The following is a 12,404-nucleotide window of genomic DNA, read 5'->3' as shown; positions in this document are numbered from 1 at the left end:
CATGGCCATTTCGCTTAAGCATAGGATAATGACAGTGGGCATATTCGCAATTCTTCTTGTGGTCGCATTCTTCCTTTTGGCCTGGCTACCTCAGCAGAACCGAAAAGCTCAAATTCGAAAGCAAATGGAGGAAGAGAGGAAAAAACAGGAGACAGCGAAGGCCACGCTTTCACGCCTTAAAGCCGCAAAGGAGGAATCGGCCCAAATTGAGGCAAAGCTGTTGAGCTTAAGCAAAAGAATTCCAAAGGAGCCCGAGCTCCCGTCCCTTATAATCGAGCTACAGGATATAGCCACCCAAGCGGGCATTGACTTTATTTCCATAAAGCCCTCTGTTCTCAGTCCGAAGGAGAGTTTTTCTGAAATACCTTTGAGCATTAACATTACTGGAGGATTCTTCGATGTGGTCGATTTTCTCTATCGACTTGAAGGACTTTCTCGGGAGATAAAAGTAAATGCGGTGAACATATCCGTAAAGGAGTACCCCGAGCTCTCCGTGGATATTTCCGCGAGCGCCTTCACACTCATCAAAGCCCAGCAAGCTAGTGAGGGCGGTAAATCTCCGACGAGTAAAAGTGGTGGATAGAAAATGTCACAAGACATAAAGGATTATGTAACCAAAGTTAAAGGGTTTTTAGAAACTCCCAAGGGGAAAAAGATTTTAATAATCATCATCGCTGCTCTTATCGTATTCGTCGTTGCTTCGGCGCTTTTATTTTTGGTGATTCTTAGCGAGGCTCTCAGGGAACCCCGGCGTGTGGTTCAACCACCTCGATCCACACCAAAGAGAGAAGAGAAGGAGGAGAAAATGATTGCAACGGCTCCTCCTTCTTCCGTTGATCGGGTTGAGTCTTTTGAAGTATACGAGAGCAAAGATCCCTTTAAGCCTTTGATCACCAAAGTGACTACGCCCACTGTTACGGGTACGACCGAAACAACGCCAAAAGTTCTCGCCCTTGAGGATATTTATACCGAGGATGGAACGAAATATGCCTCCATAAAATATGGGAGCACTATATATAAGGTTAAAGAGGGAGATCGAATTAATGATTCTCCCTATCAAGTATTATCGATAGGAGCCGATAGTGTCACCCTTCTTTACGGGGATGATAAAATTGTATTAAAGTTGGGTGAAGAGATATACAAGTAATATTAGTCCATGGGCTAAAGATTCTGAAGATTAATTTTTCCCGATTTTCTGATTTAGGCTTAAGAACGGCATTCCTCCTCGGTGCCGTTTTATGCTATATAAGAATCAGTTTGAATGATTTTTGAAGTAAATAAGGGGTGAGACGATGCTCAGGTTTCTTACAGCGGGAGAATCCCATGGACCAGCCCTTATTGCCATTTTGGAGGGGATTCCCTGTGGTTTAAAGATTTCCGCAAAATATATCAATTTTGAGCTTTCTCGACGCCAAATGGGCGTGGGTCGGGGGGAAAGAATGAAGATAGAGCGGGATGAGGTGGAGATTTTAAGCGGAGTGCGTTTTGGTAAGACCCTTGGTAGTCCCATAGCCTTACTCATCAGCAATAGGGATTGGGGAAATTGGTCGAGGGTGATGTCCATTGAAGAAGCCGTGGAAATGGAACCAGTAACCACACCTCGACCTGGGCATGCAGATCTCGCCGGTGTTTTAAAGATGGGGCAAAGGGACATTCGTAATGTTTTAGAGAGGGCGAGTGCCAGGGAAACCGCAGCTCGGGTGGGTGTTGGAGCCATTGCCAAGGCTTTTCTTCAGGAATTGAACATTTCAATCCTAAGCCACGTTATAGGCATCGGAACCTGTGCAGCGCAAATCGTTTCCCCTCCTAAGCCTGAGGATATTCCCAAGATAGACCGTTCCCCAGTTAGATGCATCGATGAAAAGGCCTCCCTCGAAATGGTGAATGAGATCAAAAAGGCAGGGGATGAGGGGGACACTCTGGGGGGCATTTTTGAAATCATAGTTTATGGAGTTCCTCCGGGATTGGGAAGTTATGTATCGTGGGATAGGAGATTGGATGCGAGGTTGACTCAAGCGATTATGAGCATACCTGCAATTAAAGGAGTCGAGGTAGGAGAGGGTTTTAAGATGGCTTCAGTGAGGGGCTCATCCGCTCACGATGAGATATTTTTCGATGCTTCCAGGGGGTTCTACCGCGAGACGAATAGAGCTGGGGGATTGGAAGGTGGTGTAACGAATGGGGAACCGGTCCTTCTTCGGGCTGTTATGAAACCTATCCCCACCCTCGGTAAACCATTGCGAACCGTTGATATAATAACTAAGGATTCGACTATTGCTTTTAAAGAGCGTGCCGATGTCTGTGCAGTTCCCAGCGCCGCTGTGATCGGAGAAGCGGTTGTGGCCATAGAGTTGGCTTCCGCTGTCCTTGAAAAATTCGGTGGAGATAGCCTCGATGAGGTCAAATGTAACTATCAAAATTACATCGAGAGATTGAGGAAATGGTGAATCTAAAAAGTCAACCTAACTCGTTAATAGTCCAATTTAAGATGTAAATGGTGAATGAATTGAAGGTGAATGAATATGAAGAACATCGTGCTCATAGGATTTATGGGGTCGGGTAAGAGTAGTGTCGGGCGGAGATTGGCCGAGAGGTTGCATTTCAGGTTCGTGGATACGGATTCCTTGATAGAAGAAAGAGCCAAAAGACGGATAAGGGAGATATTCGAAGACTCCGGTGAACCCGTTTTTCGTGCCTTGGAGGCGAAGATAATCGCCGAAGTTTCTTCGGGCGAGGGGCAGATTATAGCCTGTGGCGGGGGGGCCGTCTTAAATCCCAAGAATGTAGAGGTCTTGAAAAGCAAGGGAATTTTAATTTACCTTAAAACGGCCTTATCGGCGATATATGAGCGGGTAAAGAACTCCGATGAAAGACCACTTTTAAACGTCCCACAGCCAAAGGTACAGATCGAGAAGCTGCTCTCAAGGCGAGGGAAGATTTATGAAGAGGTAGCCGATTTGATCGTGGACACAACGGGTCTTTCCGTGGAACAGGTGGTGCAAAGAATCCAGCGGGAGTTGGGAGAGAAGATAACATCATGAAGCTATTTGAAACCGTTGAGGTGGCATTGGGAGGCCGGAGTTACAAAATTTATGTAGGATCCGGAATTCTCTCGACCCTTGGGGAGAGGGTAAAATCCATTCCCCGTTGTGGAGGAAAAGCCATTGTCATTACCAATCCCACTGTTTTGAACCTCTTTGGAGAGGTTGTCCGTGAAAGTTTTCAGAAAGCCCGCTTTGAGCACCACTTTTTAGAAGTTCCCGATGGTGAGGAGTATAAATCTCTTGAAATGGCATCAAAACTTTACGATGAACTCCTGGCGGTAGATGCTCAGCGTTTCGATCCCATCATAGCCTTGGGAGGAGGAGTAATTGGAGACTTGGCGGGTTTTGTAGCCGCCACTTACATGCGTGGAGTACCTTTGGTTCATGTCCCCACAACCTTGCTCGCCCAGGTGGATAGCAGTGTAGGAGGAAAAGTTGCCGTAAATCATCCTCGGGGAAAGAATCTCATAGGATGCTTCTATCAGCCAAATTTCGTTCTCATCGATGTCACAACACTAAAAACTTTACCTAAACTAGAGCTTAAGGCTGGCTTTGCAGAAGTCATAAAATATGGCTTTCTACAGGGAGAGGAGTTTCTCTCCTTTCTCGAAAAAAACCTGAAAGCGATATTGAAATTGGATGAAGAGCTCGTGTTGCAAGTGGTCTCTGAGTGTTGCAGGGTTAAAGCAAGGATAGTGGAGGAGGATGAAAGAGATTTTGGTAGGCGGGCGATTCTCAATTATGGACACACCATCGGCCATGCCATCGAAGCTTTAACCGGATACAGGAGATTCTTGCACGGAGAAGCCATTTCTGTGGGGATGGTTTGCGCCGCCTTCATCGCCCATGAACTCGGTCTAGTAGACCGCTCTTTGGTTGATCGACACATTAGATTATTGAAACGCGCAGGGCTTCCCCTCAAATTACCCGAACTCGATGCCAATGCCATATTAAATCAAATCGTGGTGGACAAAAAGAGGCGGGGCGAAGCCAATATCTTTGTGCTCTTAAAGGCAGTTGGGTCTCCCGTGGTCATGGGGATTTCCTCTCGCATAATCACCAAAGCCCTAGAAGATGTGAGGAGACTGGATTGACAAATAAAGCCCATCTTAAACTGGAAAGATTCACCCCCATTCTAATATTTGCCTTCTTTTTATATATCTCTTTTATCAATGGAGCGGGTTATTTCCAGGAAACGAAGGCTTGTTTATACACCTTGCTAATTTTCCTCGGTACCTTCTGGTTTTTGGAAGCGTGTCGGAAAAATTCAAGTTTTTACCGCACTGACCTTGACATTCCCCTGATTTTATTCGGCATCACCACTGGCGTCTCCGCCTTTGGGTTGGTCTGCTTATACGCTAGCCGAGATGCTTTGCTTCTGATATTCTCATATTCTTTGATCTTTTGGCTCGTAGCCAATAACATCAAATTAAAATGGGAGGTTACCTCACTCCTCGCCATTTTTGTCCTTTGCGGAACTTTATTATCCAGCTACGGCATCTTTCAATACGTAGCCGGTTTCAAGATGCTTTCGAAATATGTAGCTGAAAGGGGCTTATCTCTCGATATTCCCAGTAGGGTATTCTCCATATTCATTAGCCCCAATCATCTTGCGGGATTTCTTTGCATGCTCATTCCCGTGGCCTTCGTGCTATTGTTAAATGCAAAGGATAAATGGCAAAAAGTGGCACTGCTGATCGCTGGTGTTGTTATGATCACCTGCTTATTTCTCACTTTTTCCCGCGGAGGCTGGCTTTGTTTCATGGTCGTGGTAGCTATCTTGGTTGTGGGGATTCCCAAAACTCAAAGGCGGAAGGGAGCAGCGAATTTGCTGCTCTTGGGGATGTTTGCCCTCATTTTCTGCCTGACCGTGATCACAATGACTGAGATGTATTCCCCGGAGACTGCCTTGTATCCAGGGCTTACCAAGGAAGCGGGGGTCACAAGCGCGCAGGGCAGATTCCATCTTTGGAAGGGGACTTTGAGAATGATAAAGGAATTTCCTCTTCTGGGGACGGGGATTGGAACCTACGCCCGCATCTATTCCGTATATCAACACGGGGGTATCTATTCAAAGCATGCTCACAATACTTATCTCGAGCTCTTTGCGGAAACGGGAGTATTGGGATTCGCTCTTTTTTTGGCCATAATTCTGCTCATTTTGAAAAAGCAGTTTGGATTACTTTTAGACCTGCGAGATGAGCATATAAGGGGAATTGCCTTAGCCTTGTTTGCGGGATCCGTAGCATTTTTTGTTCGCAACTTGATCGATTTTGATTGGTACACCCCTCTGGTAGCCCTGGTTTTTTGGTCCCTAGTGGGATTGACCTTTTCCCTCGAGGGACTAGTATTCCCTCAAAGGGTCGTCAGGACATCCTTTAAACTATCTAGGAATATGAGCGCAGCCACAGTAGTTGTGGCTTTCTGTCTGATTCTGCTCATTCTAGTGAACTATGCTGTGGCTTTAAACTTTGCCGAGTGGGGGAAATCACTAATGAGAGGGGAAAAATTTTCCCAAGCTTGTGTTGCCTTCAGAAAGGCAACACTTTTTGATCCCATTTGCCCTGAATATCACCACCACCTTGCCAATGCCTGCTACAGGAGAGCACAACGATTGAAGAGGATTTCATTGATGGATGAAGCGATCAGGGAAATGAAAAAGGCGATAGCCCTCAATCCTTTCTGGGCCGATTATCATTCCGATTTGGCCGTTTATTATTGGTCAAGAGGGTGGTTCTCCCAGGCTCTATCGCAATTAGAACGGGCTCAGGATCTATACCCCAACGATCCTTCAAATTATGTCCTGTTGGGTGAATTTCATGCCTTTAGAGGCGACCATTCCATGGCGATAAGTCAGTTCAAGAAAGCCATAAGCTTGAAGACCATTTATAGGTACTGGTATCCTCAAAGAACTTTACGCTATATTGAGAGAGCTCATTTTAACCTGGGGAATGAATATGTAACCCTCGGTGAATTGGATAAAGCGTTACGTGAATTTACCATGGCTTTAGATTTAAATCCTCGCAACCAGACAGCTTATCTGGGTAGGGGCTGGATCTATTACAACAGGGGGATGCACAGAGAGGCAGCAAAGGAGTATGGGCAGGTGGTGAAGCTTAACCCAAGGAGCGCCGTGGCTCACTTTTATCTTGGTTTAATCTACGAGAAGATGGATAGATTGGGACTCGCCATGCTCGAATTTGAAAAGGTGCTGGAAATTGAGCCAGAAAATAAGAGAGCTAAGGATAGACTGGCTGAAATAAGGAAGGAATTAAATTTGTAGGGAGGATGATGCCAATGGGCAAGGTTCTGGTGATCCATGGTCCAAATTTGAACTTATTGGGATTAAGGGAGAGGGAGATATATGGAACCACGACACTTGAGGAGATAAATTCCGTCCTCAAAGAACAAGCTTCTCAGAGCCGAATAGAATTGGAGGTTTTTCAGTCGAATTACGAAGGAGAGATTGTGGAAAGGATTCAACAGGCAGCAGGTAAAATTGATTGCATCATCATTAATCCTGCAGCTTTTACACATTATAGTATAGCCATCCGTGATGCCATTGCTTCCGTGAATATCCCCACCATTGAAGTACATCTTTCCAATATTTATGCTCGAGAGGAGTTCCGTTGGGAATCGGTTATTGCCCCGGTCACGATGGGTCAAATTGCGGGATTTGGTCCCCATAGCTATTATTTAGCTTTGGAGGCGGCAAAAAGATTGCTGGAGGAACAAGAAAAATAATCGCCGGTAGGGACTCATGACCTCTGGGAGGATTTCTAAGTTAAGGCAAAAGATCAAAGAAGCCCAGGTTGATGCCATGCTCATCAAGAAACCTGAGAACCTACGGTATCTTATCGGTTTTACGGGCTCAGGAATGCTAATGATCGATGGGAAGCACATCTTTCTCCTCACGGACTTTCGCCATTTTGAGCAGGCAGTTCAGGAAGCCTACGGATGTGAAATTCTTAAGGTCACGAATTCAGGCCACGACGAACTGGCGAGCTTGATTAGAAAATTGGGACTAAAGGTGATTGGCTTCGAATCCCACTTTCTCACCTACAAGGAGTATATTGAGCTCTCCGAATTAGATAATATCCTCTTGCATCCCTTGCCCCAAATGGTAGAACAATTGCGAGCCATCAAAGAGGAAGGGGAGATAGTTCGGATAGCTCGAGCTGCAAAGCTGGCGGATCAAGCTTTTTCCCATATTTTGCCATTTATAAGTCTGGGAGTAACCGAACGAGATGTGGCTATTGAATTGGAATACTTTATGCGCAAAAGTGGTGCTGAGAAAGCGGGTTTTGATATAATTGTGGCGTCCGGTGCACGTTCCGCCATACCTCATGCCCGAACCACTGATAAATGCCTAAACCCAGGCGAGTTCGTAAAAATCGATCTCGGAGCGGTATATGAGGGATACCACTCCAACATGACCAGAACCTTGGTTTTGGGGAAGGCCTCTGAGCAACAACGCAAGATTTATCGGCTGGTCTTGCAAGCTCAGAAAAGAGCATTGGATGGGATATCCCTGGGTCAAACCGGTGCCCAGGTTGACGGAATCGCCAGAGATTACCTGAGTCAGGTGGGCTATGGTAGCAATTTCGGTCATAATCTGGGACATGGAGTTGGGTTGGAGATTCACGAGATTCCCACACTGGGACCGAAAAGCAGTGAGCGGTTAATGGCCGGAATGGTTACAACAATCGAACCAGGAATCTATATCTCAGGTTTTGGTGGGGTCCGTATCGAAGACTTGGTACTCTTAAGAGAAGAGGGAATAGAAATTTTAACGGCATCAGCTAAGGATCTACTCGAGCTTTAGTTTACATTCCGCGATCGTGGATATGCTAGATAGATTTGAGAGATTGATTGGAGGGAGATCGACTCATGATCACGACCAACCAGTTTAGAACGGGGATGACCATCGAGGTAGACGGCGTTCTATATACCATTTTGGATTTTCAGCATGTAAAACCAGGTAAAGGTCAGGCTTTCGTGCGCACGAGACTAAGGAATATAAAAACTGGTGCCATCATTGATAAGACATTTCGGGCCGGCGAGAAGGTGGAACTTGCGAGACTTGACCATCGTCCCATGCAATACCTCTATTCAGACCACGATAATTACACATTCATGGATACTGAGAGCTATGAACAACTTTCCCTACTATCGGAACAACTTGGGGAGGCGAGGAAGTATCTAAAGGAGGAAATGACCTTGGAGATTTTGATGTATGAGGGAAAACCAATCGGTGTGGAGCTTCCCATCTTTGTGGAGTTAAAGGTCATAAGCACTCCTCCGGGTGTGAAGGGGGATACGGCAACCGGGGGGACAAAACCCGCTACCCTGGAAACGGGAGCCGTCATTCAAGTCCCTCTCTTCATTGAGGAGGGAGACATAGTGAAAATAGACACCCGTTCGGGTGAGTACATTACGAGGTTAACTGGAAAATAAGAATGGGAATAATAGAAGGTGGTGGGCAAGGGAGGGATTTTCCTGTTAAAATAGGGATTCAGAAGTGGGTGGAATGAGACGGAGACCAAAGCGGGTTAAAATCACCGATACCACTTTGAGGGATGCCCATCAATCTCTCTGGGCTACCCGTATGCGCACGGAAGATATGGTACCCATCCTTGGGAAGATGGATAAGGTCGGTTACCATTCGATGGAGGTCTGGGGCGGAGCCACTTTCGATGCACCTTTGAGGTTCCTCGATGAGAGTCCCTGGGATAGGCTGAGGACGATCAAGTCCCACGTGCGAAATACACCTTTACAGATGCTCCTACGGGGTCAGAATCTTGTGGGCTATAAGCATTATCCAGATGATATAGTGAGAAGATTCGTCCATCATGCAGCGAAAAATGGCATCGACATCTTTCGTATCTTCGATGCCCTCAATGATACGAGGAATTTCAAAACCGCCGTTGAGGCCGTCAAAGAGATCGGTGCCCACTTTCAAGCTTCGGTTTGCTATACCATTAGTCCCATTCATACTCTCGAACATTATGTGAACACTGCCCTTGAACTCGTGGAAATGGGGGCGGACTCCATCTGCATTAAGGACATGGCGGCTCTCCTTACCCCATATCGCACTCATAAACTAGTTCAGCGTCTACGAAAGAAAATCGATTTACCCATACAGCTCCATTGCCATTATATCGGGGGCATGGCCCCCATGAATTACATCAAGGCGATCGAAGCGGGTGTGGATATCATAGATACGGCTACTGTGCCCTTGGCTTTTGGAAACTCTCAGCCTGCGGTTGAGATGGTAGTGGCTGCTCTCAAGGATACTCCCTATGATTCTGGAATTGATTTGGATATCCTTTACGAGATAGCTGAATATTGGGAATCCGTTCGGGAAAGGAGGGGTTTTAAGCGCGGAGTAACCTCTCTTACGCACATGAAGGTCTTTTCCCACCAGGTTCCCGGGGGTATGATCTCGAATCTCTACAGTCAATTGGAGGAGCAAAATGCCCTGGATAGATTACCTGAGGTTTTAGAGGAAATACCGCGCGTGCGAGCCGAGGTTGGATACCCACCTCTTGTAACACCTTTGAGTCAAATCGTGGGAATTCAAGCTGTAATCAACGTTTTAAGCGGAAAAAGGTGGAGCGTTATTCCCGATGAAATGAGGGATTACGTGAAGGGGTTATATGGTCGTCCCCCTGGTCCCATGGATCCCGAAATCGAACGGAAGATTTTGGGCGATGAAAAGCGCATAGATGTGAGGCCGGCGGAGCTTTTAACCGAAACCTTCGAGGATTATGCCAAGGAGGTTGGAGATTTAGCCCAGAGTGAAGAGGATGTTTTAACCTTTGCCCTCTTCCCAAAACCGGCTAGGGAATATTTAGAGAATCGTGCCAGGAGGAGCATGGAGAAGACCGTTTTCTTGACGAGCCGAGAAATTAGCGCAGTCAAGGAGGATGGATATATGAATGTAGAGCAGATTCGGGAACTCGTGAAGATAATCGAGCAGAGCGGTGTAAGTGAAATCGTTGTGGAGGAGGGAGGGGTCAGGATTTGCGTGCGCAAGGGGACTACTGGAGTGGCTCCCAGCGTTGAGGTTAGCGAGGGTGAGCAGGCCACTGAAGCTGAGCCTCAAGTTGAGGCTAAGAAATACCCCGATCATTGGAAGGAGATAACCGCTCCAATGGTTGGCACTTTTTATAGAGCCCCAGCTCCTGATGCACCTCCCTTTGTGGAGATTAACGATGTCGTTGAGCAGGGGCAGACGATCTGTATCCTGGAAGCCATGAAGTTGATGAATGAGATAACCGCCGAGGAAAAGGGAATAATCAAAGAAATCTTGGTGGAGAATGGTCACCCAGTGGAGTATGGTCAGGTTTTATTTTTGTATGAACCAACGGAATGAAAAGTTGAGAAGGTATTGTGAATTCACAGCGGCAAGGGATGAGGAGAAGATGAAGTTGTTCAAGAAGGTACTCATCGCCAATCGAGGCGAGATCGCTTTGAGGATTATAAGAGCGTGTAAGGAACTCGATATTCCCACGGTAGCGGTATATTCCAAAGCGGATGCGGATTCTCTTCATACGAAGCTCGCAGACGAGGCCGTTTGCATTGGTCCACCGGACAGCAGTAAAAGCTATTTGAATATACCGGGTATCATCAGCGCCGCCGAGGTTACTGGTGCCGATGCCATCCATGCTGGCTATGGTTTCCTTGCCGAAAATCCCCAATTCGCTGAAGTTTGTGAGTCGTGCGGTATTACATTCATCGGTCCCCCATCCAGGGTCATCTCGGCTATGGGTAATAAGATCGAGGCTAAAAAGCTAATGGAGGAAGCAGGAGTTCCCGTTATTCCTGGAGGCAGCGAGATCATAAGAGGTGAGGAGGAAGCTCTGGCCTGCGCCAGGGATATATCTTATCCCGTGATCATCAAAGCTGCGGCTGGTGGAGGGGGTCGGGGGATGAGAATAGCTTATAATGAAGATGATTTGAAAGGGTTACTTCAAACGGCATCGTCGGAGGCCGGAACGGCTTTTGGTAATTCCGATATTTATCTTGAAAAATACATTGAACAACCTCGCCACATTGAATTCCAAATCTTAGCAGATAAGTATGGAAATGTGATTCACCTGGGTGAAAGAGACTGCTCCATCCAAAGGCGCTATCAGAAGCTCATTGAAGAATCACCCTCGATTCTTAGCCGTGAGAAGAGAGAGGAAATGGGAAAAGCCGCCGTGGCCGCGGCTAAAGCGGCCAATTATGTGAATGCTGGAACCGTTGAATTTTTGGTTGATGAAGAGGGAAATTACTATTTCATGGAGATGAATACCAGGATTCAGGTTGAACATCCGGTAACTGAAATGGTGACTGGAGTAGACATCGTCAAAGAGCAGATTCGTTTAGCAGCTGGGGAGCGGCTGGCTCATTCTCAATCTCGTATTAAGCTTTACGGACACGCCATCGAGTTCAGGATAAATGCTGAAGATCCAGAGGAAGATTTTCTACCCCGAGCGGGGAAGATCAAACTCTTCAATCCGCCTGGGGGCCCCGGGGTCAGGGTTGACAGCCATCTCTATTCCGGATATCTCATCCCATCACATTACGATTCACTCTTGGCTAAGCTCATCATATGGGGCGAAACTCGCGAGGAGGCGATCCTGAGAGCGCGAAGGGCTTTGAATGAGTTCATCATCGTCGGCCTGGAGACCACCATACCCTTTCATTTAAAGGTCGTGGAGGATGATTTTTTCAGGAAAGGGGAGATTTACACCGATTTCATTTCGAGACGGATTTTAAATCGGTGATGATTATTTCTTATTTAAAAGTGGGATTTGCCCTCGGGGTATTAAAATGCTTGAGAGGCGAAAAGCTCGAAGAATGGCTTTAGAAGTTCTCTATCAAAGGGAAATTACCGGTAGCTCTTTACGCGAGATAATTAAGAATAGGGCTTTAGCTGGGGAGAAACCCCTTTCCGAGTTCTCTTTGAGGATAATCGAGGGCGTTGCCAAACACCAAAAGCATATGGATGAAATGATAGAAGGCTACGCGGATAATTGGGCATTGGAGAGGATGCCTCCCGTGGATAGAAATATTATCCGAATGGGCATTTATGAGATGATCTATGAAAGCGATATACCCTTCAGCGTTTCCATCAACGAGGCGGTTGAACTGGCCAAGGCCTATGGCACCGAAGATTCGAGTAAATTTGTGAATGGCATTTTAGGTCGAATTGCTCTCGATCTCCAAAAATCCTGCAGTGGAAGTGAATCCTGATCTCTCTCGAACTAATTTGTGATCAAAAGATTATGTTTTATAATTGAAAGGAGGATTGGGGTGGTGGATTCGGATTAAGATGCAATAAAAAATCGAGAAATATCTTTAGCCAGG

12 protein-coding genes are annotated in these 12,404 nt (G+C 46.5%); all 12 read left to right on the top strand.

Annotated elements, in window-relative coordinates:
• Position 1 precedes the first annotated feature (1 nt).
• The 12 genes from pilO (at position 2) to nusB (ending at position 12,290) form a co-directional block, all read left to right on the top strand.
• Positions 2 to 583: a type 4a pilus biogenesis protein PilO gene (gene pilO / locus AB1466_01010; GenBank protein MEW6188682.1), complete on the top strand. Its 582-nt coding sequence runs from the start codon at positions 2 to 4 to the stop codon at positions 581 to 583.
• 3 nt (positions 584 to 586) lie between these two features.
• Positions 587 to 1,147 (top strand): hypothetical protein, encoded by a 561-nt coding sequence (locus AB1466_01005; GenBank protein ID MEW6188681.1) that lies wholly within the window; start codon positions 587 to 589, stop codon positions 1,145 to 1,147.
• A 145-nt stretch (positions 1,148 to 1,292) separates the two neighbouring features.
• Complete coding sequence (aroC, locus tag AB1466_01000; GenBank protein MEW6188680.1) at positions 1,293 to 2,447, top strand: chorismate synthase; 1,155 nt, start codon at positions 1,293 to 1,295, stop codon at positions 2,445 to 2,447.
• A gap of 75 nt (positions 2,448 to 2,522) precedes the next feature.
• A complete protein-coding gene (locus AB1466_00995; GenBank protein MEW6188679.1) occupies positions 2,523 to 3,041 on the top strand; it encodes a shikimate kinase in 519 nt (172 codons plus the stop codon).
• Entirely contained in the window at positions 3,038 to 4,138 is a 1,101-nt protein-coding gene (aroB, locus tag AB1466_00990) for a 3-dehydroquinate synthase (GenBank protein ID MEW6188678.1), read from the top strand. The genes AB1466_00995 and aroB overlap by 4 nt, the downstream gene beginning before the upstream one ends.
• Entirely contained in the window at positions 4,135 to 6,327 is a 2,193-nt protein-coding gene (locus AB1466_00985; GenBank protein ID MEW6188677.1) for a tetratricopeptide repeat protein, read from the top strand. Before aroB ends, AB1466_00985 begins: the two co-directional genes overlap by 4 nt.
• Before the next feature lie 14 nt (positions 6,328 to 6,341).
• Positions 6,342 to 6,788, top strand: a complete 447-nt coding sequence (gene aroQ / locus AB1466_00980) for a type II 3-dehydroquinate dehydratase (GenBank protein ID MEW6188676.1) — start codon at positions 6,342 to 6,344, stop codon at positions 6,786 to 6,788.
• 16 nt (positions 6,789 to 6,804) lie between these two features.
• Complete coding sequence (locus tag AB1466_00975) at positions 6,805 to 7,869, top strand: Xaa-Pro peptidase family protein (GenBank protein MEW6188675.1); 1,065 nt, start codon at positions 6,805 to 6,807, stop codon at positions 7,867 to 7,869.
• Positions 7,870 to 7,934: 65 nt separating this feature from the next.
• Entirely contained in the window at positions 7,935 to 8,501 is a 567-nt protein-coding gene (efp, locus tag AB1466_00970) for an elongation factor P (protein MEW6188674.1), read from the top strand.
• A gap of 73 nt (positions 8,502 to 8,574) precedes the next feature.
• A complete protein-coding gene (accB, locus tag AB1466_00965; GenBank protein MEW6188673.1) occupies positions 8,575 to 10,422 on the top strand; it encodes an acetyl-CoA carboxylase biotin carboxyl carrier protein in 1,848 nt (615 codons plus the stop codon).
• Between the two features lie 55 nt (positions 10,423 to 10,477).
• Positions 10,478 to 11,821 (top strand): acetyl-CoA carboxylase biotin carboxylase subunit, encoded by a 1,344-nt coding sequence (gene accC / locus AB1466_00960; GenBank protein ID MEW6188672.1) that lies wholly within the window; start codon positions 10,478 to 10,480, stop codon positions 11,819 to 11,821.
• A 46-nt stretch (positions 11,822 to 11,867) separates the two neighbouring features.
• Positions 11,868 to 12,290, top strand: a complete 423-nt coding sequence (gene nusB, locus AB1466_00955) for a transcription antitermination factor NusB (GenBank protein MEW6188671.1) — start codon at positions 11,868 to 11,870, stop codon at positions 12,288 to 12,290.
• The last annotated feature ends 114 nt before the right edge of the window (positions 12,291 to 12,404 follow it).

Source organism: Actinomycetota bacterium, from assembly GCA_040755895.1.
Lineage (GTDB): Bacteria > Actinomycetota > Aquicultoria > Subteraquimicrobiales > Subteraquimicrobiaceae > Subteraquimicrobium.
This window is presented reverse-complemented; position numbering and strand designations above follow the sequence as displayed.